Origin of the sequence: Wolbachia endosymbiont (group B) of Pilophorus perplexus (assembly GCF_964028155.1) — a bacterium.
In the GTDB taxonomy this organism is placed as follows: domain Bacteria; phylum Pseudomonadota; class Alphaproteobacteria; order Rickettsiales; family Anaplasmataceae; genus Wolbachia.
In genome coordinates this window covers 222,931-240,853 of the sequence record NZ_OZ034754.1, presented here as the reverse complement: position 1 = coordinate 240,853, position 17,923 = coordinate 222,931, and the positions used below count along the sequence as shown (strand labels likewise).

Annotated in this window: 19 protein-coding genes, 3 tRNA genes and 1 other RNA gene; 18 read left to right on the top strand and 5 right to left on the bottom strand. The window is 34.9% G+C overall.

Annotation, left to right across the window (positions count from 1 at the left end):
• Positions 1–29: 29 nt before the first annotated feature.
• The 4 genes from ABWU28_RS01385 to sucD all read left to right on the top strand — a co-directional run bounded on the left by ABWU28_RS01385 (position 30) and on the right by sucD (position 2,578).
• A tRNA-Pro gene (locus tag ABWU28_RS01385) sits at positions 30–103 on the top strand.
• 198 nt (positions 104–301) lie between these two features.
• Positions 302–502: a 30S ribosomal protein S21 gene (rpsU, locus tag ABWU28_RS01380; RefSeq protein WP_007302350.1), complete on the top strand. Its 201-nt coding sequence runs from the start codon at positions 302–304 to the stop codon at positions 500–502.
• Between the two features lie 30 nt (positions 503–532).
• A complete protein-coding gene (gene sucC / locus ABWU28_RS01375; RefSeq protein ID WP_007302349.1) occupies positions 533–1,693 on the top strand; it encodes an ADP-forming succinate--CoA ligase subunit beta in 1,161 nt (386 codons plus the stop codon).
• Between the two features lie 3 nt (positions 1,694–1,696).
• Positions 1,697–2,578 carry a succinate--CoA ligase subunit alpha gene (sucD, locus tag ABWU28_RS01370; RefSeq protein WP_353275395.1) on the top strand — a complete coding sequence of 294 codons (882 nt, stop codon included), beginning with the start codon at positions 1,697–1,699 and terminating at the stop codon, positions 2,576–2,578.
• 6 nt (positions 2,579–2,584) lie between these two features.
• Here sucD and dapF read toward each other — a convergent pair whose 3' ends face one another.
• A complete protein-coding gene (gene dapF, locus ABWU28_RS01365; RefSeq protein ID WP_012481958.1) occupies positions 2,585–3,379 on the bottom strand; it encodes a diaminopimelate epimerase in 795 nt (264 codons plus the stop codon).
• Positions 3,380–3,451: 72 nt separating this feature from the next.
• Here dapF and ABWU28_RS01360 point away from each other — a divergent pair, with 72 nt between their 5' ends.
• Complete coding sequence (locus tag ABWU28_RS01360) at positions 3,452–4,597, top strand: glycoside hydrolase family 5 protein (RefSeq protein WP_230609270.1); 1,146 nt, start codon at positions 3,452–3,454, stop codon at positions 4,595–4,597.
• On the opposite strand, the gene ABWU28_RS01355 is transcribed toward ABWU28_RS01360, so the two are convergent.
• The gene (locus tag ABWU28_RS01355; protein WP_052264977.1) at positions 4,573–5,145 is read right to left on the bottom strand and encodes a nitroreductase family protein; all 573 of its coding nucleotides are present in this window, start codon (positions 5,143–5,145) and stop codon (positions 4,573–4,575) included. The two genes, ABWU28_RS01360 and ABWU28_RS01355, sit on opposite strands and share 25 nt — an antisense overlap.
• A gap of 96 nt (positions 5,146–5,241) precedes the next feature.
• On the opposite strand from ABWU28_RS01355, the gene ABWU28_RS01350 reads away from it, so the two are divergent.
• The 7 genes from ABWU28_RS01350 (at position 5,242) to ABWU28_RS01320 (ending at position 11,209) form a co-directional block, all read left to right on the top strand.
• Positions 5,242–5,769, top strand: a complete 528-nt coding sequence (locus ABWU28_RS01350; protein WP_214303151.1) for a biotin transporter BioY — start codon at positions 5,242–5,244, stop codon at positions 5,767–5,769.
• Positions 5,766–6,164: a DUF1284 domain-containing protein gene (locus tag ABWU28_RS01345; RefSeq protein WP_029237639.1), complete on the top strand. Its 399-nt coding sequence runs from the start codon at positions 5,766–5,768 to the stop codon at positions 6,162–6,164. The genes ABWU28_RS01350 and ABWU28_RS01345 overlap by 4 nt, the downstream gene beginning before the upstream one ends.
• A gap of 68 nt (positions 6,165–6,232) precedes the next feature.
• The gene (locus ABWU28_RS01340; RefSeq protein ID WP_012481956.1) at positions 6,233–7,099 is read left to right on the top strand and encodes a tetratricopeptide repeat protein; all 867 of its coding nucleotides are present in this window, start codon (positions 6,233–6,235) and stop codon (positions 7,097–7,099) included.
• Between the two features lie 64 nt (positions 7,100–7,163).
• A tRNA-Val gene (locus ABWU28_RS01335) sits at positions 7,164–7,236 on the top strand.
• A gap of 51 nt (positions 7,237–7,287) precedes the next feature.
• Positions 7,288–9,990, top strand: a complete 2,703-nt coding sequence (gyrA, locus tag ABWU28_RS01330) for a DNA topoisomerase (ATP-hydrolyzing) subunit A (protein ID WP_264376685.1) — start codon at positions 7,288–7,290, stop codon at positions 9,988–9,990.
• Positions 9,991–10,084: 94 nt separating this feature from the next.
• The gene (gene petA / locus ABWU28_RS01325) at positions 10,085–10,684 is read left to right on the top strand and encodes a ubiquinol-cytochrome c reductase iron-sulfur subunit (RefSeq protein WP_006014178.1); all 600 of its coding nucleotides are present in this window, start codon (positions 10,085–10,087) and stop codon (positions 10,682–10,684) included.
• 366 nt (positions 10,685–11,050) lie between these two features.
• Positions 11,051–11,209 carry a hypothetical protein gene (locus ABWU28_RS01320; RefSeq protein ID WP_019078626.1) on the top strand — a complete coding sequence of 53 codons (159 nt, stop codon included), beginning with the start codon at positions 11,051–11,053 and terminating at the stop codon, positions 11,207–11,209.
• A gap of 450 nt (positions 11,210–11,659) precedes the next feature.
• Here ABWU28_RS01320 and tldD read toward each other — a convergent pair whose 3' ends face one another.
• A complete protein-coding gene (tldD, locus tag ABWU28_RS01315) occupies positions 11,660–13,090 on the bottom strand; it encodes a metalloprotease TldD (RefSeq protein WP_264684884.1) in 1,431 nt (476 codons plus the stop codon).
• Positions 13,091–13,152: 62 nt separating this feature from the next.
• Between tldD and ABWU28_RS01310 the strand changes: the two genes are divergently transcribed.
• The 3 genes from ABWU28_RS01310 to ABWU28_RS01300 all read left to right on the top strand — a co-directional run bounded on the left by ABWU28_RS01310 (position 13,153) and on the right by ABWU28_RS01300 (position 14,510).
• A tRNA-Leu gene (locus ABWU28_RS01310) sits at positions 13,153–13,237 on the top strand.
• Positions 13,238–13,298: 61 nt separating this feature from the next.
• Complete coding sequence (locus tag ABWU28_RS01305) at positions 13,299–13,772, top strand: hypothetical protein (protein ID WP_265025201.1); 474 nt, start codon at positions 13,299–13,301, stop codon at positions 13,770–13,772.
• 351 nt (positions 13,773–14,123) lie between these two features.
• Positions 14,124–14,510: a hypothetical protein gene (locus ABWU28_RS01300; protein WP_007302338.1), complete on the top strand. Its 387-nt coding sequence runs from the start codon at positions 14,124–14,126 to the stop codon at positions 14,508–14,510.
• A 5-nt stretch (positions 14,511–14,515) separates the two neighbouring features.
• Here ABWU28_RS01300 and ABWU28_RS01295 read toward each other — a convergent pair whose 3' ends face one another.
• Together ABWU28_RS01295 and ABWU28_RS01290 are read right to left on the bottom strand one after the other, a co-directional pair.
• Positions 14,516–15,826, bottom strand: coding sequence for a bifunctional folylpolyglutamate synthase/dihydrofolate synthase (locus tag ABWU28_RS01295; RefSeq protein WP_353275390.1), 1,311 nt, complete (start codon positions 15,824–15,826; stop codon positions 14,516–14,518).
• Positions 15,823–16,407, bottom strand: coding sequence for a phospholipid-binding protein MlaC (locus tag ABWU28_RS01290; RefSeq protein WP_007302336.1), 585 nt, complete (start codon positions 16,405–16,407; stop codon positions 15,823–15,825). The genes ABWU28_RS01295 and ABWU28_RS01290 overlap by 4 nt, the downstream gene beginning before the upstream one ends.
• Before the next feature lie 117 nt (positions 16,408–16,524).
• On the opposite strand from ABWU28_RS01290, the gene ssrS reads away from it, so the two are divergent.
• The 3 genes from ssrS (at position 16,525) to ABWU28_RS01275 (ending at position 17,911) form a co-directional block, all read left to right on the top strand.
• Positions 16,525–16,686, top strand: a non-coding RNA gene (gene ssrS / locus ABWU28_RS01285) — 6S RNA.
• A gap of 17 nt (positions 16,687–16,703) precedes the next feature.
• Positions 16,704–17,165: a type II toxin-antitoxin system RatA family toxin gene (locus tag ABWU28_RS01280; RefSeq protein ID WP_006013504.1), complete on the top strand. Its 462-nt coding sequence runs from the start codon at positions 16,704–16,706 to the stop codon at positions 17,163–17,165.
• Between the two features lie 53 nt (positions 17,166–17,218).
• Positions 17,219–17,911 carry a thioredoxin domain-containing protein gene (locus ABWU28_RS01275; protein ID WP_007302335.1) on the top strand — a complete coding sequence of 231 codons (693 nt, stop codon included), beginning with the start codon at positions 17,219–17,221 and terminating at the stop codon, positions 17,909–17,911.
• Positions 17,912–17,923: the final 12 nt, after the last annotated feature.

Below are 17,923 nucleotides of genomic sequence, written 5' to 3'. Positions count from 1 at the left end.
CGAACTATCGATACTCTTAGTAAAGAAGTCGGGGCGTAGCGCAGCCTGGTAGCGCATTTGGTTTGGGACCAAAGGGTCGGGAGTTCAAATCTCTCCGCCCCGAGATTAGAAAAATTACAAGAGCACTGTAACCTAAGAGCAATTTTTATCAGCAAGTAAATGATTGACAGCAGAATGAAGCTTTTTTCATATAAATCACTGCATATCATATTCTATCGCTCAAGTTTATAAAATAATTGACAATGTTAATTTTCTAATTTATAAATGGATTTTGAAGTGATTACCGAAGGAGGTATAGAGTTTGATTGAAGTATCAGTCCATTATGGTGATGTAGATAGAGCTCTTCCAGTGTTGAGAAAAATAATTCAAAAGGAAGGAAGAGGGCTCAAAATGAAAAAAAAATATCACGAAAAGAAATCAGAGAAAACAGCTAAAAAAAAAGCTGAAGCAAGGAAAAAGAGGTATCAGCAAGAATGCAGAAGACAGCGTTATGGTTGGTAGTTTTTACTAAGGTTAATAATTAGTTATCTTATGAATATTCATGAATATCAAGCAAAGGAAATTTTACACAAGTTTAATGTCCCGGTACCAAAGGGTTTTGTTGCTACATCTGCAGAAGGAGTAGAAACTCAAATAAATCAACTAAAATCTGACGTGTTTGTGGTTAAAGCTCAGATTCATGCAGGTGGTAGGGGTAAGGCTGGTGGTGTAAAGCTAGCAAAGTCAGTTGAAGAAGCTCAACAGTTTGTAAAGAACATGCTCGGCATAACTTTAGTTACTCATCAAACAGGGCCTAGTGGACAGCAGGTAAGAAGAATATACATTGAGGAAGGTTCAAGCATTAAAAAAGAGTACTATTTGAGTCTAGTAGTTGATCCAAAGCTCAGTAGGTTAGTATTTATATTTTCCTCAGAAGGTGGTATGGATATTGAAGAGGTAGCAAAAAATTCTCCTACAAAAATTGTGAAATTTGATATTGACCCTGCTACTGGTTTTACAAATCTTGATAACAGTAAACTTGCCAATAATTTTAATTTGAATTCAGAACAAATAGAAAGAATAACAAATATTGCAAAAAATATATATGATGCGTTTATTACAACTGATGCAAGCCAAATAGAAATTAACCCACTAGTTGAAACAAATTCTGGGGATTTTGTTGCACTTGATGCTAAAATTAATTTTGATGACAACGCTTTATATCGTCATCCAGAAATCGTGCAGCTTCGTGATTATGATGAAGAAGTTAAAGAAGAGATAGAAGCTTCAAAACATGGACTTAGTTACATCAAAATGGATGGCAATATTGGTTGCATGGTGAACGGTGCAGGTCTTGCTATGGCAACAATGGATATAATAAAGTACTATGGAGCAGAGCCTGCTAACTTTTTGGATGTTGGTGGTGGAGCGAGTAAAGAAACTGTAACTGAAGCATTTAAAATCATATTGTCTGATAGCAACGTAAAAGGAATTCTGGTTAACATATTTGGTGGTATAATGCGTTGCGATATTATCGCAAGTGGAATTGTTGCGGCTGCAAAAGAAATGAGCATTAAAGTTCCTCTAGTGGTTAGATTATCAGGTACTAATTTTGAAGAAGGAAAAAAAATCTTAGAAGAGTCAGGATTAAATATTATTGCTGCAGATGAACTGGGTGATGCTGCGCAAAAGATAGTAAAAGAGGTAAAATAAAGCATGTCCGTTTTAGTAAACAAAGATACAAGATTAATATGCCAGGGTTTTACTGGTGCACAAGGCACATTTCATTCAGAGCAAGCAATTGATTACGGAACGAAAATGGTGGGAGGTGTAACTCCTGGAAAGGGTGGTAGCACTCACCTTAATTTACCGGTTTTTAATACTGTAGCAGAAGCCAAAGAAAAAACCTGTGCAAATGCTACAGTTATATATGTACCTGCTAAATTTGCTGCTGCTGCAATACTTGAAGCAATAGATGCAAAAATAGAATTGATAATTTGTATTACAGAGGGCATTCCTATACTTGACATGGTAAAGGTAAAGCATGCTCTCGCTGGTTCAAACAGTCGATTGATTGGCCCAAACTGTCCAGGGGTTATTACACCTGAAGAATGCAAAATAGGAATTATGCCAGGACATATTCACAAACTTGGACATATAGGAATTATGTCTCGCTCTGGAACTTTAACTTATGAAGCGGTAGCACAAACAACTGCTGTTGGTCTTGGTCAATCCACGTGTATCGGAATTGGGGGTGATCCAGTTCATGGTATGACATTTGTTGACTGTATGGAGCTCTTTTTAAAAGATGACGATACTCATGGTATTGTAGTTATTGGTGAAATAGGTGGAAACGAAGAAGAAGATGTATCACATTTTGTGAAAACAGAAAAAACTAAAAAGCCAATCGTTGGTTTTGTAGCAGGCCAAACGGCACCTCCAGGAAGACGTATGGGACACGCTGGAGCAATCATCTCTTCCAGCGGTGGAAGTGCTGGTGCAAAGTTAGAGGTTATGCGCAGTGCTGGGATTGCGATTGCAGAAACCCCTGCTGTGATTGGTAAAAAGGTGTTAGAAGTAATGAGTGTCAGTGCCTAGCCTAGGTCATAAAAACCCTATATCCCCAGTCATCAGTATATTTTTTGACCACTCAATCAGTAAATGACCTCCTGGTAAATGTACTGAAGTTTGTTTAGTAGCCAAACACTTACGAAGTATAGATGCAACAAATGCTGCACAAGCCGCACTACCACATGAAGCAGTAATACCTGTTCCTCTTTCCCAAACTCTTAAGTTTATTTCTCCAGATTTTTCTATTTGTGCAATACTAACATTTGTTTTCTGAGGAAATAATTCGTGATTTTCTAGCTTTGGTCCTAAATTCTGCAATGGTATTTCGCTTATGTTATCAACAAAAAAAACTATATGAGGGTTACCAATATTTACTGCAACTGGCTCTTTCAGCATTTCAAGCTCTATAGGTAGATAAAGGGGATCGCATTCACAAGAAAGAGGAATTTCATTCCATTTAAGCAGTGGTTTACCCATATTGACCTTTATTGATTTATCACCTACTTTAAAACATTCTAAGATACGATTATTTATCAGCTCAATAGTGATATATTCAGTACCTTTTTCTAACATTATCAAATATCCAACACAGCGTGCTGCGTTTCCACACATTTCAGCTCGACTACCGTCAGCATTGTAGATATGCATAAAGCAGTTTGCAGCATTAGACATTGTTATAATTATCACTTGATCACAACTGCCTTGATCAGCAATTTGTCTATAATTCCAGTCTAAATTATTTGCTGAACGTGAGTCTATGATAACAAAACTATTGCCAGTACCATGCATCTTTACAAACGGGATCTTGTCTGTTAGGTTACTTACCATTATAGCAAAATTATATAAGTGAAAATTTTTCTTCTAATTACAGCTGTTTTGTATTCTATAGTTTTCTGTAATGTGAGTGCTAAGTCAATACCGGAGAACAGCAAAATGCTCTTTTGGCAAACTGGAGTCAGAAAGGGAGCAAATGTTTTCAATAGAAAAGTTGATAGTGACTTAATCAAAGCAGCAAAGGAATACAAAATTGGTTTTATTCGTCTTGCTCCTGACAAATTTGAAACTACGCAACGTGACTTCCTCTTAGGCAATGCAGACAATTATCCGGGCCTGATTTCCAAAGACCTGAAAGTTCTGAAAGATGTTTTAGATGCTTTTCATCAACAAAAAATACCAGTAGTGTTAACGATGCTTAGCTTACCTGGATCTAGATGGAAGCAAAATAATAACGATAAAGATGATTTACGTTTATGGTCAGATCAAGCTTTTCAAAAACAAGCAGCAAAATTTTGGCAAGATCTTGCGAAAGAGCTTAAAGATCATCCTGCTATTGTTGGATATAATATCTTAAATGAACCACATCCAGAAAGGCTTTATAATACTGCAGACTCGGCTATTTATAAAGTAGAACAAAGCAAAGTTCAGAAGAATCTATTTGGCTTTTATAGCAGCGTGGTAAACAGTATCCGCCAAGTTGACTCAGAGACCCCAATAATACTTGATAGTAGCAGTTATGCTGACTCTAATACTTTTAACAAATTTGAACCAGTTAGTGATAAAAATGTTCTTTATTCATTTCATATATATGAGCCCTTTGCTTATACAAACTTAAAATTAAACCAAGGTAACTTCGCCTACCCTGGACATGTTCAATCTTTTGATGCAAAAAAAGTAGAGTATTGGAATAAAGATAAGTTAAAATCATATATAGAACCTGTAAAAATTTTCCAAAAGAGGTATAATATACCAGATTATAAGATCCTTGCTGGAGAGTTTGGCGGGCACCGCTGCTCAAAAGGATTAGAGCACTATTTTCGAGATCTTACTTCTATTTTTAATGAATATAATTGGCATTTTGCTGTTTATGGCTTTCGAGAAGATATATGGGATGGTATGGACTATGAACTTGGAAACGAGAAGCTTTCATGGAAAGACTGGCAAGCAATTGAAGAGGGTAGGATGAAAAAAAATTATTTGCCAAATAATTCAATTTTTAAGATATTAAGAGAAGAATGGTCAAGTCAGCTCGCTGGCCATTCGTCATAAAAGAATATTTCTTTTATTGATCTTCTTTGTTTTTCTTTGACTTCAGCACCCTCTTTTTCGTAACCAACTGCTATCACTGACATTACATTAAAATCATCAGGTATATTGAATCTCTTAACTATTTTATCTCTATCAAATCCACCCATTTGATGAGCCATTAAGTTCATAGCTGCAGCCTGCAGCATAAGTGCATAATTTGCTGCACCAGTATCATGTTTAGCCCAAAGATTTTCTCCTTTACCTTGTTTACGGAAGTTCTTAGCGCTTAGAGATATAATTAGTATTTGTGCATCTTTTGCCCACTTTTGATTAGATTCATCAAGGCAACCGAGCAATTTTTTCCATGCGCTTTGATTGTTCTGTTTGTTGCATATCACATATCGCCAAGGTTCATCACCAAAACACGAGGGTGTTAGCCTTACAGCTTCTATTAAAATATCCATTTCTTTCTGAAATATTGCTCTTGTAGGATCGTATGAACGTCCGCTGTGTCTTTCTTTCATCAACGATAATAGATCTTGTTTACTCATCATTTTTAAATAGTGCATAAATAATTCATTGTAGCGCAATATAAGCAAAATTTAAATTGCAAAACCTCTTATACACATATATTACATTTAGTAAGTTATTTTTATTGGGAAGATATGTTTATAACACAATCAAGCAGTAGGTCAACACTGGCTGAAATATTGTCTTGTGTTTTACTTTTATTCTTGATGGCTCAAATAAGCATACCATTGCAGCCTGTGCCTATCACATTGCAAACTTTAGGATTAATGCTTGTTGGGCTTAAATTTAACCGCAGAACAGCATTCTATTCTGTGCTTACATATCTATCACTTGGTGCAGCAGGATTTCCTGTTTTTGCGAATTTTTCTAGTGGTTATCACATTTTTCTTGGACCAACAGGTGGATATTTAATTGGCTGTTTAGCTGCTGTTATGGTAATGAACAAAGTAAATGAATTACTGAACTCTAAATATAAATCATTTATGTGTAATTCTTTAAGTTGTCTGGCGGGTACAGTCGTAATCTTTATTTGTGGTATTAGTTGGCTTACTATTTACGTGGGTCTGAAACAAGCAATAATGGTAGGTGTTTTACCATTCATCCTTCCTGGTTTGGTAAAAATTTTTCTACTTGTAGCAGCTTTGCAGTATTTGAAAAAGTGATAAGGTTTCGTCCTCATCATTTTATGTGCACTCTTGCATTTCAAGGGTATGGATATTCTCAGAGCTTTGTAGAAAATTACAAAAAGATAGCAAGTAAAGTAATTAGTGATCCTAATACTAAAATCGAAGTAGTTGATAATCTTGACACTATTTGTAGTGTTTGCCCAAACCAGACTAAACAAGGTAAATGTACCACACAAGCTAAAGTTTTAGAGCTAGATAGAAGGCATATGGAAATTTTAGGAATAAAAATTGGCGAGATTTTGACCTGGAGTAAAGCAGTAAAAAGAATTAGAAAGAAAATGTCTTTAGAGAAATTTGACTACGCATGTGAGGAGTGTAATTGGCAACCATATGGAATGTGTAGAAGTGCTCTTTTAACTCATTCTAAATAGTATCTGCCAATTAATAATATCTTTATTATTATATTAGATAAGTAATTTAGCATTTATGAATTTGTAATGTGTTGCGTATAGTTCAAAGAAATAAGATTTACTGGTTACGCGCTGCAGCCAATGCCACAACACTAGGATCTATGTTTGTCTGCATGTTAATTTGCGTTGTGATTTTATGGAGGTCTTCTGTTACTTATGCTAGTGAAAATTTGGAGATACAGAAGGTCTTTGATAGTGTTGTCAAGCATATAAAAGCTGATAAAAAATATAAAGATCTTGATGTTATCGAGAGAAAAAGTGACAAATTTAATATCAAAATTTCGCAGAATTCTGGCAAGAATTTTGACATATACTCTATTTTAAAAAAAGCAAAAGATTCCTTTGAGTTAGGAGATAGTGAAACAGCTACTTCTCTCCTCAATCAGATTATCGCAAAATTTCCTTATCATGAAAGTGCTTTAATTGGACTAGGGAATATCTATTACGCTAACAAAGAATTTAAAAAAGCTGTAGAGATTTACACAAGACTGTTAAAAGAATATCCTAGCAACCCTTATGTATTAAAGAATTTTCTGACGATAATTTCACAATATGATCCTAATTTAGCATTGAGTGAAATGTTGAAATTGTATGATACACTCAGAAATAGCGCCCCTTTATCAGCAAATTTAGGTTTGATCTATATGAAAAAAGGGGATTACATAAAAGCTAAAGAATATATGAAAGCAGCAATTTCTTTAGATCAAAACAATATTTTTTATACCTATAATTTAGCTGTTATTCTAGATAAGCTCTCAGATTTTAAAAATGCCACAGCATGTTATTCAAAGTTGTTGAACATGTCAAAAAATGCAAGTGAAAGAATACCTTTATACAAGGTAGCAGCAAGGCTAAAATTTATACAACTCCATAGTGCGCACTCAGCGATTCCATAAGAGTTGCTTGTATCGCTATTTTTGTTTACAACAACAACATTGAACTATAGAATTATATCTAGAGGGGCAATTAGCTCAGCTGGTAGAGCATCTCGTTTACACCGAGGAGGTCGGCAGTTCAAGTCTGTCATTGCCCATTAGCCTAGTTGAATATTAATATTACAATTATTTCAATCAAAGTATAGAAAATGCAAGACAACATAGTACCAGTTTCAATAGTGAAAGAGCTAGAGGATTCTTATCTCTCCTACGCAATGAGTGTGATCATAAGTCGAGCTATACCTGATGTGCGAGATGGATTTAAACCTGTTCATAGGCGCATATTATACGCAATGTCGAGGGCTGGGTTCGATGCCGGTAAACCGTATAAAAAAGCAGCTCGTATAGTCGGGGATGTAATGGGAAAATATCACCCACATGGTGACATGGCTATCTATGACTCCTTGGTCAGGATGGCTCAAGATTTTTCTCTTCTTTTACCACTGATTGATGGGCAAGGTAACTTTGGTTCGATAGATGGAGATCCGCCAGCTTCAATGCGATATACAGAAGCAAGGCTCCACAGAGTGTCGCATTTTTTACTAAATGATATTGACGAAGATACAGTTGATTTTAGGCCAAACTATGATGGAAATGAAACAGAGCCTGTTGTACTGCCTGCAGAATTTCCGAATCTATTGGTAAATGGTGCAAGCGGTGTTGCAGTTGGTATGGCAACCAATATTCCTTCTCACAACCTTGGAGAAATAATAGATGCTTGTATGTTATATATAGATAATCCTGAAGTTACTTTGGATGAGTTACTTGAAGTGATGCCAGGGCCGGATTTCCCAACTGGGGGAATGATTCTTGGAAGGTCTGGAATAAGATCAGCATTTGCAACTGGTCGTGGCTCAATTGTTGTGCAAGGCAAGACTCACATAGAAGACCTGCCACAAGATAGGCAAGCAATAGTGATTAATGAAATACCTTACCAGGTAAATAAAGTAAAATTAATTGAGAAGATAGGTGAGCTTGTAAAAGAAAAAAGAATTGATGGCATAACAGAAATTAGGGATGAGTCTGATAAGTCTGGTATTAGGGTAGTAATTGACCTCAGAAGAAATGCTGAAGCAAGTTTTATACTTAATCAAATATTAGGACTAACTCCACTAAGAAGTAGTTTTAGTGTTAACACTCTAGTCCTCAACAATAACAGGCCTGCTTTGATGTCATTAAAAGAAATCATAGCTGCTTTTGTTGATTTTAGAAAAGAAGTATTAATCAGGAGAACAGAATTTCGTCTAAGAAAAACGAGGGAAAAAGCTCATATATATATAGGGCTCTACATTGCGGTCTTGAGCATAGGTGAAGTGATAAAAATCATCCGTGGTGCAAAAGATCCTGCGGAAGCAAGTAGAGAACTTTTAAATAAAGAATGGAAAACTTCAGCTGAGATAAACACAATTATTGGATTAATCTCAGACAGCATGAGCTTTTTGAAAGACGGAGTGTATAGATTAACTGAGCTGCAAACGAAAGCTATTCTTGACATGAAATTGCAACGTTTAACAGGCCTTGAAAAAGACAAATTAGAAGCTGAGCTAAGTTCAATGATCAACCTGATAAAAGAATATATCGCTTTTCTTGGCTCAGGAGAGAAGTTGATGAAAGAAATAAAAAACAATCTACAAGAAATAAAGAACAGATTTGCTGTGCCGCGAAAAACTTCAATAGAGGAATCAGATACGGACATTGAAGCTGAAGATCTAATTCCACAAGAAGATATGGTAGTGACCGTAACTATGAATGGTTACATCAAACGTGTGAAGCTCTCTCACTATAGAACCCAGCATCGTGGTGGAAAAGGAAAGCTAGGACAGGGGTTAAAAGAGGAGGACGTAATCACAAAATTATTTGTTGGAAATACTCATACTAGCCTTTTATTCTTTTCTAATACTGGTCGAGTTTACAGATTAAAGGTTTATAAACTGCCTCTTGCAGAGCCAACTGCACGTGGAAGAGCGCTTGTTAATATATTCCCGCTTAGCGATGGTGAAACTATAACTAACATCATGCCGCTTCCAAGTGAGAATGACGAAAATCAAAATATAGTTTTTGTTACTGCTCATGGGAACATAAGGCGTAACTCCTTAGCAGATTTTCACTATATTCCAAGCAATGGAAAAATAGCAATAAAGCTCGACGAAGGGGATAGGTTAATATCAGTTAAAGTATGTAGCGAAATTGATCATGTTCTACTTTCAACAACACTTGGAAAAAGCATCAGATTTGTTGTAAGTGATGTGCGTCAATTTAAAAGTCGCAATTCAGATGGCGTAAGAGGTATCAAACTTGCAAAGAATGACAGCGTGATATCTATGACCATATTAAATGGGATAGGTGTAGCAACAGAAACAAAAGAACTTTACTTAAAAGTTCCACTTGCAAAAAGACTGGGGACTGCAATTAATAACTTCATTGATTCTAAATTGGAAAAGACTTTGAATGATTTAGGAATAGATAACAAACTGTTCTTAAAACTTGCAATGAATGAGGAGTTCATATTAACTATTACTGAAAATGGCTTTGGTAAAAGAACTTCTGCGTACGAGTATAGGGTAACAAATAGAGGTGGTGTTGGTATTACAAATATCCTTACTACCGACAGAAACGGTAATGTTGTTGCTAGCTTTCCAGTTGAACAGGGTGATAATATCATGCTTATTACAGATAAAGGAAAGTTAATTCGTATTTCAGTAAATGATATCAGAATTGCAGGACGTAGCACTCAAGGAGTCACTCTGTTTAAAACAGAGAGTAGAGAAAAGGTGGTGTCAGTAGCGAAAATTGAGGATCCCGATTCCACTGAAGATAGTATTTCCGAAATTGACAACTCTGCTTCTTCTTAACTGTATAGCAAAGGTTAAACAAATAGTGCAAATTTCTATTGATTAATCTATAATATTTAAATTAAAATATATGTCTATGTTCAAGTAGAGATTGATGGATAAGAAGTTAACTAAAAATAAAAAATCATTGACGAATGAGAAGAATAAAAAAACATCTCTTGTTAAAGATTTTGCCAAAAATAAGAGTAGAAGAGATTTTATCACATTAACTACGTGTGCCATGGCAGGTATAGGAGCTGCAAGCGGTCTTTGGCCATTGGTTAAGTCTATGAATCCTTCTGCTGAGGTTTTAGCGATGTCTACGGTTGAGGTTAATCTATCTGATATTCAAGAAGGACAAGGAAAAAAGGTAAAATGGCAAGGTAAGCCAGTATTTATCCGCAAGCGCACAAAACAAGAGATTGAGGCTGCAAGAGCCATAAATGCAGAAAATTTGAGAGATCCTGAATCAGATGAAAAAAGAGTATATAAAGGAAAAGATGAATGGTTAATTATGATTGGAATATGCACCCATCTTGGATGTGTACCAGTTGATCACGCTACAAAAGACGGCAACGGTTGGTTCTGCCCTTGTCACGGTTCATATTATGACACATCAGGCCGAGTAATTGGCGGTCCTGCACCAAAGAACATGGCTATACCTGACTACTTTTTTCCAAGTGAAAATATTGTAGTAATTGGCAAGAAGGCTTAACGGATTTTCATAATTAAAGTAATAAAAGTATATTGCATTTCAAGAAGCACACTGACTTCATAGGCAAAGCTCTTGAAGTCTATCAAGCTAATTTTATACTATGCACATATTCGGGTGATAATTAAGAAACTTGCCTGCCAAATTTTCAGAGTTGACAGCTAAATTTAAAACTTGTTCCTTTGCGTCAGAAAAATTCTGACTAACTTGCTTAAAGTTATTTTCTAACTCTTCGAGGATGGAGCTGAAATTAAAAAAACTTTTCTGCATTTTATCAAGATTTTGAGTTATATAGCTTAATACATAAAGATAGAGACAAGAGGGGAAGAGATATGGTAAAGCAAGAAAAAGCTGAAAGTGAGGGAATAAATGGAGTCACCATATCAATATGAATTAAGGGAAAGAGTGATTTCAGTGGAATTGGGAGTCGCAATAGTAAAAGTGAAAGAAATCTTCAAAGTAGAACTATCCCCCAAAGCTGCACATGGACATAGAATATCCTTTGTCAGGGATGGACGTAAACATTGAAGATCTTCCCCTAGAGCTGGATATAGATATAAAGTCATTTATGCCATTACCTATATTCGAGAAAAATATCACATGCCAAGAACCTTGTCAAAATTATATAATCTATCTCTAGAGCAGGTTATTGAGAATGTCAATCCACATAAAAGAGCCAGGTATTCCTAACACCACTAAACTCACAAATTCATTTGCTAGAGTTTATAAGTTCTTGTTTATAATAATTTTATTATATCGTAAAACCATCTATATCGGCCTATTTAAACAGATTTTACTTTCCTTAAGGATTTTTTAAAGACCACCTATTGAATTCTATGATATTATTTTTTGTGAGATTGTTATACACGTTATGGCAAGGAAGGCAGAGAGATTTGTTAAGTAGTTTTTGCATCTATATGAGCTACTTGAATAATGGTTACAATATTTGTACAATTGTACAGCATGAGCTGAGTTCGCTTAGCCCTTATCTACATATTCAGTTCCACCAACAGTTATTGCATCGACCTTGAGTGTTGGCTGACCAACTCCAACAGGCACATTTTGCCCGTCTTTTGAGCACGTACCAACACCAGGATCTAACTTTAGATCATTACCAATCATTGATACTTTTTTTAGCACTGTTGGCCCATCACCAATTATCGTTGCTCCTTTGACTGGTTGTGTAATTTTACCATTTTTTATTAGGTAAGCTTCCGAAGACGAGAAAACAAATTTTCCTGATGTTATATCAACCTGCCCACCACCAAAATTTACTGCATATAGACCTTTCTTTACACTAGATATTATTTCTTCTGGTGGATGTTTTCCTGGCAACATATAGGTGTTTGTCATGCGTGGCATAGTAACTTCTTTGTAACTTTCTCTTCTACCATTACCAGTTGGATTTACACCCATAAGTTTAGCGTTCATATGATCTTGCATATATCCTTTTAGAATTCCATCTTCTATAAGCACATTATAGCCAGGTAAAGTACCTTCATCGTCTATGCTAATAGAACCACGCAAATTAGGTAGAGTTCCATCATCAATTACAGTAATGTTACTGGCTGCCACTTGTTTACCCATAGAATTTGAAAATGCCGAGATTCCTTTACGGTTAAAATCACCTTCAAGTCCATGACCTACAGCTTCATGCAATAATATTCCTGGCCAACCTGAACCTAAAACAACTGTCATCTCTCCAGCCGGAGCTGGAATTGCCTCAAGATTTACTAGCGCTTGTTCTAACGCTTGGTTTGCAACTTTTTTCCACTTCTTCTCAGAAACAAATTTACTATAAGAGTCTCTTCCACCGTGCCCTGCAGAACCTCTCTCTGCTCGGCCATTTTTCTCTACGATGACTAGTACATTAAAACGTACCAAAGGCCTGATATCGCTTAACCTGTGATCATCTTTTATTATTTGTACAACTTGCCATTCTCCATTTAGAGTTATTTTTACCTGCTTCACGCAGTTATTCTTCGACCTTACATACTCATTAATCTCATTGAGTAGTTTAATTTTTGAGCTCAGATCCATTTCATTTATGGGATTAATCTTTGAATACAGGCTTTTTGCCTCCTCATTTAAGTTTACTGAATTTGTTTTGCTTAAAGATGCTGAACTTTTTACCATAGAAGCAGCTTTACTAATTTCTTTTTCGCTAATCTCAGAAGAGCAAACAAAAGACGTACTATCTTCACAAAAAGACCTGAGACCAAATCCTCTTCTGATATTTAAATCCATATGTTTTAATATATTATCATCAAAAATCAGGGATTCTGATTGGCAAAACTCTAAAAATAGCTCACCACCATCACTATTGCTCAAAGCGTTGTTGACTATTTTATATACATTATTAATATTAACATTGTTCTGAGCAAAAAATATTTGATCTAGATTTGGCATTACCTTTGAGCTAAAAACTACTTGAGTATATTATTTTATTTTAACATAGTAAATCACAAAAAGCCCGGGTGGCGGAATTGGTAGACGCGCTAGCTTCAGGTGCTAGTAACTTTTCAAGTTGTGGAAGTTCAAGTCTTCTCCCGGGCACTCTGTATTGATTTTCAAATCAATTAATGTTATGATATAATATGCATTTACTGCTAAGTTTATGAGTTATGAGAAAGAGAGGCTTATTTACAGGAAAAAAATACGAACTTATTCAAAACGCTTGGTTACTGCACTATCTATTGCTTCTTTGAGTGGGTACATAGCAGCATTAGCCCTAAATATTTCTTCCTTAAGCTTGTATTTTACTATTGTCAGCACTATACTAAGTGCACTTTCGCTTGCTTTAAATATATGGTCATTAACTGATCATTTTAGGCAGTGTGGCCTTAATAAGCAACTCGATACCTCTCGGCAAGAGAAATTAATGAAGATCTGCCTCGACATTGCATCTAACGTTTCATTTTTAATAGGAGGAATTACATCTATATTACCTCTTGAATTTCCTATTATCCCCTTTATTTCCGTTGCTTTTTTTATTCTAGGTTGTACCTTTATGGCAACCAATTTCATTCGAACTATGATTAGTCAGCCGCAAATAGATGAAACCAAAACCTCAAAGTTAGTGATCATTTGAACATTCAATCTGCAATAGCTGCCTAATTATTACATGTTAATAACTTAGCTTATTTAACTTGACAAATTACGCCATCTCCCTTACTATGATAGCAAGAGTATTTACCCTTGTTTTTAATCTCCGCGGATTTAACAGCAAAATTCAGTAAAAAACTCAAATATTTATTGGCAAATTACATAAAAATTATAGCGGCTGCATGTCTTTTTTATTTTTTCTACATTCAGCCAAATCGCGCTTGTTAGTACATTATCAATTTAAATTATTAAAACTCGCTATACGGGGGTTCTTTTGTCTTTTTTTACTTAGTAAATTTCTTAATATTTGTAGCTAAAGTAATTTTAGAGAGCCAGCGTGGGACACACAACCGCACTAACGTTTATTTTTGAAGGTACTATTTATATAGATGAAATGTTCAAAAGTAAAGCATTTAAATATCTAATTCTTACTTCCCAAATTTCAAATTATCTTCCTCCTATTTTATTAATAGCAGGTTTGGTGTTGCAGTACCAATCTAGTTGCGTAGACAGTAAAGTACTCATTGGATTTGCTATAGTACTAGGTTGTACTTTATTATTACAATTAGCAAGTGAGATCTACGAGAGAAAAGTTGTAAATCTTGTAAAAACTGAAGGAAGAGGTGATGAACAAAATGTACCTATAGGAGCATTAACCGAAAAGCCAAGCAGCATTGTAAATCCCGATAGTGTTCACGCTCATGGAAGAGAGCAAGTTGTGTAGTGCATTTATTGTTCTTGGATTAATTGATAGCTATTCTCCATACTCAAATCTCTGGCTAAAAATAGCGAGCCACAGATTAGTATGGTTTTGACGTTTTGTATAGAAGCTTTTAGTATGTGATTTGATATAGCATCTCTGATTGATTCACATTCGATAGCATTGATTCCTATATTATGAGCTCCTTCTCTAATTAAATCTGTACTTGTTGCTTTAGGTTCAGATTTAACACAAACGGCGCATAGTAGTTTGATGTATGGCTTTAAGTGCTCTAAGAACTCTGCGACGTTTCTGTTACGAGTAACACCAAAGATCATATAGATACCTTCAGCAAAATTGTCTTTTATCCACTTAGCTAACACTCTGGCACCATCATTGTTGTGTGCGCCATCTAGAAATAATTGCCAATCTTTTGGTAATAAAGAAATTAAATTACCTTTTTTTATAGACTCTAGCCGCGCAGGCCAATAAGTGCCCTGTAAACCTGAAGCAATGTCCTCTTCTCCAATATCAAAGCCATATTTTCCACTTAAAATGCTACATGCTGCAATTGCGTTTCCTGCATTGATTATTTGATGATCTCCTTTTAAAGATGGCAAAGAAAATTCTATTGATTGAATAGTCGATTGAAAGACCATCCTGTTATTCTGTTTTTCGCAATTCCACTCAAATCCTCCTCTATATAAGGGAGATTTTTTGTTTATTGCGTGTTGTTCTAGCGTGTTCATTATAGATTTTTCTTGTGGTGCTATTACGCAAGGAACATTAGGTTTCATTATTCCAGCCTTTTCACCTGCTATGGTTTCTACGGTAGGACCAAGATGTTCTGTATGGTCAAGTGCAATGGAAGTGATGATCGTTAGAATCGGATTATCTATAACATTTGTTGCATCAAGCCTTCCACCCAGACCCACTTCAACTAAAGTAATATCAGCTTTATGACGAGAAAAAGCTAAGAAGGCTGCAGTCGTTGCGGCTTCAAATAGAGTGATGGGTTGTTCTGCGACTGCTATACGGCATTCTTCCAGTGAGTTATGTAATTCACTATCATCGATATCATTGCCTGCAACAACTATTCTCTCATTAAAATTCACTAAATGTGGAGAAGTGTACGTATGAACTTTATACCCTGCTGCTTGCATTATATATCTTATAAAGGATAGTGTTGATCCTTTGCCATTAGTGCCAGCTATGTGAATTATTGGCGGTATTTTTTTCTCGGGATTACCCAGTTTATTTAGAAAACTTTTTATGCGATCAAGAGAAAAATCCTTTGGCCTACTGCCAATCGGCTTAGGCCAATGAGGCATGTATATCATAAATTATTGTTACGTTTTAATTCATCTATTACACTTGCCATGCCGTGCGTGTCGATTTTTTCACTAAATTGAGAACGTTGATTAATAGCAATACTTATCCCACTCATTACAACATCGTTTATTAAGAAAGAATTGTCATTTTTAGTCACTTTAAAGTCAATGTTTGTAAATTCCTCATCACCATAAGAAAATCTTGTTCCTATCAGACAAGTTTCATCGTCAACTGCTTTTGTACTCATTATGATCATTTCACTATTATTTATGTATTTATACAAAATTTTAGCGCACAAGCGCGCGAGATATACTTCATATTCTTTTAGAAACTCTTCTTTTTCTTTCTGAGTAGATAAATTCCAATATTTCCCTATGACAAATCGAGATATTCCTTTGAGGTCAACATTATTCTGAATAATTTTCAGAAGTTCTTCTTGTACATGTTCTAGATTTTTTCTATTCCCTTTCATAGACGTGTTGTCTACTTGCTGCTTCATGGCAAGCACAAAAGTTTTGTGCCCTATACAATTCGCGTAAGCACTTGAGGAGATTACAATAAAAATGGTTAAGAACTTAATAAGATTCATAAGATATATTTATTAGCTATGATACTTAAAATGCAAAATTTAACAAAGGCAAAATAATGATCGCTAGTTTTAATATATCTATAGACATACTCTATATAAATAATCTATAATTAATTTAGGGGTCTGTGCTATGCGTTATGAGTTAAGTTAAATTTCCCGAGCGATAATTTCTGATCAAGGGAATTGCCTCTGTGAATTTCATTGAAATTAGTACGTGATGCCCACCTTAACTTTAGGTCTCAGGAATCTACTAAGACTGACGGTAGATATGGATCCCTTTTCCATTATTTAGGTTTATGTTACACCAATATAAAGAACAAGGTGTTTTTTTCTGTTCATCTCATGAGATATTTCAAGTTGTAATTGACGTTGAGAAGTATCCTGATTTTGTTCCTTGGTGCAAAGCTGTTTATATAAAAGAAAAAACTGATAGCCAAATGATTGTGGACCTCCTTGCAGCTTTTCATGGCATTAAAGGAAGTTACACATCAGAAGTGACCTTTCTTTCTCCAAATGGAGCAAATAAAAGTTGGATAAAAGCTGTGTCGTCAAATGGAATATTTAAACATTTATACAACGAATGGAAATTCACTCCTATAGATGAAAGTAAAACTATGGTAGAGTTCTATATAAAGTTTGAATTTAAATCCAATTTGTTTTCCGCCTTATTAAACTCAGTTTATAAATACACACAAAGTAAAATAATTGCTGCATTTAAAGACAGAGTAGAAAGTGTTGCCGAGAAAAAGTTATCTTGACATCATTTATATAAATGCATAAATTCTTTAATAAGTTAAGTATTTCCATTGTAATGATTTTTAGATTATTGTTCTTACTTATTTTTATAAGTGTTAGTTCTTATGCAGCTATTGAACAAAACTTACCCAACACTCAAAAAACTGATGAAATAACATCAAAAGAACTACTGTCACTACTGCCTGATGATAAATTATTAGGTGATCCAAAAGCACCAATTTTAATGATAGAATATGCTTCGCTCACTTGTTATCACTGTTCTCTTTTTCATAAGAAAGTTTTTCCTAAAATCAAAGAAAAGTACATAGATACAGGTAAGATGTTATACATATTCCGTCATTTTCCTCTAGATTACAGAGGATTAAAAGCTGCAATGCTAAGTTATTGCTATGAAAAAGAAGAAGACTATTTTAATTTTAACAAAGCTGTGTTTAATGCAATAGACTCGTGGAACTACTCTAATTTTAGTGATTTAACTATACTACAAAAAATTGCTGCACTAAGCAATTTGAAGCAAGATGTATTTAACCAATGCATTAATGATAAAAAGATGATGGACAAAATTATAAATGATAAATCACTTGCAATTAATAAACTTGATATCACAGCTACTCCTGTATTCATCATCAAGATTAACGATGACAAATCATATGTAGAGAATGGTAAAATCAAACATGAAGGGTATAGAGAGCTGGAATACTTCACTAATGTAATAGATGAGTTATATGGAAAAGCTATAGTGAAGTAATAACACTGTAGC

Bases quoted from the DNA above. Each gene is read 5' to 3' on its own strand.
- ABWU28_RS01320 (WP_019078626.1), top strand. From the start codon at position 11,051: ATGGAGTCACCATATCAATATGAATTAAGGGAAAGAGTGATTTCAGTG.
- gyrA (WP_264376685.1), top strand. From the start codon at position 7,288: ATGCAAGACAACATAGTACCAGTTTCAATAGTGAAAGAGCTAGAGGAT.
- ABWU28_RS01290 (WP_007302336.1), bottom strand. From the start codon at position 16,407: ATGAATCTTATTAAGTTCTTAACCATTTTTATTGTAATCTCCTCAAGT.
- ABWU28_RS01275 (WP_007302335.1), top strand. From the start codon at position 17,219: ATGATTTTTAGATTATTGTTCTTACTTATTTTTATAAGTGTTAGTTCT.
- ABWU28_RS01305 (WP_265025201.1), top strand. From the start codon at position 13,299: ATGAGTTATGAGAAAGAGAGGCTTATTTACAGGAAAAAAATACGAACT.
- ABWU28_RS01350 (WP_214303151.1), top strand. From the start codon at position 5,242: ATGTTTATAACACAATCAAGCAGTAGGTCAACACTGGCTGAAATATTG.
- ABWU28_RS01355 (WP_052264977.1), bottom strand. From the start codon at position 5,145: ATGCACTATTTAAAAATGATGAGTAAACAAGATCTATTATCGTTGATG.
- tldD (WP_264684884.1), bottom strand. From the start codon at position 13,090: ATGCCAAATCTAGATCAAATATTTTTTGCTCAGAACAATGTTAATATT.
- sucC (WP_007302349.1), top strand. From the start codon at position 533: ATGAATATTCATGAATATCAAGCAAAGGAAATTTTACACAAGTTTAAT.
- dapF (WP_012481958.1), bottom strand. From the start codon at position 3,379: ATGGTAAGTAACCTAACAGACAAGATCCCGTTTGTAAAGATGCATGGT.
- ABWU28_RS01295 (WP_353275390.1), bottom strand. From the start codon at position 15,826: ATGATATACATGCCTCATTGGCCTAAGCCGATTGGCAGTAGGCCAAAG.
- petA (WP_006014178.1), top strand. From the start codon at position 10,085: ATGGATAAGAAGTTAACTAAAAATAAAAAATCATTGACGAATGAGAAG.
- ABWU28_RS01280 (WP_006013504.1), top strand. From the start codon at position 16,704: ATGTTACACCAATATAAAGAACAAGGTGTTTTTTTCTGTTCATCTCAT.
- sucD (WP_353275395.1), top strand. From the start codon at position 1,697: ATGTCCGTTTTAGTAAACAAAGATACAAGATTAATATGCCAGGGTTTT.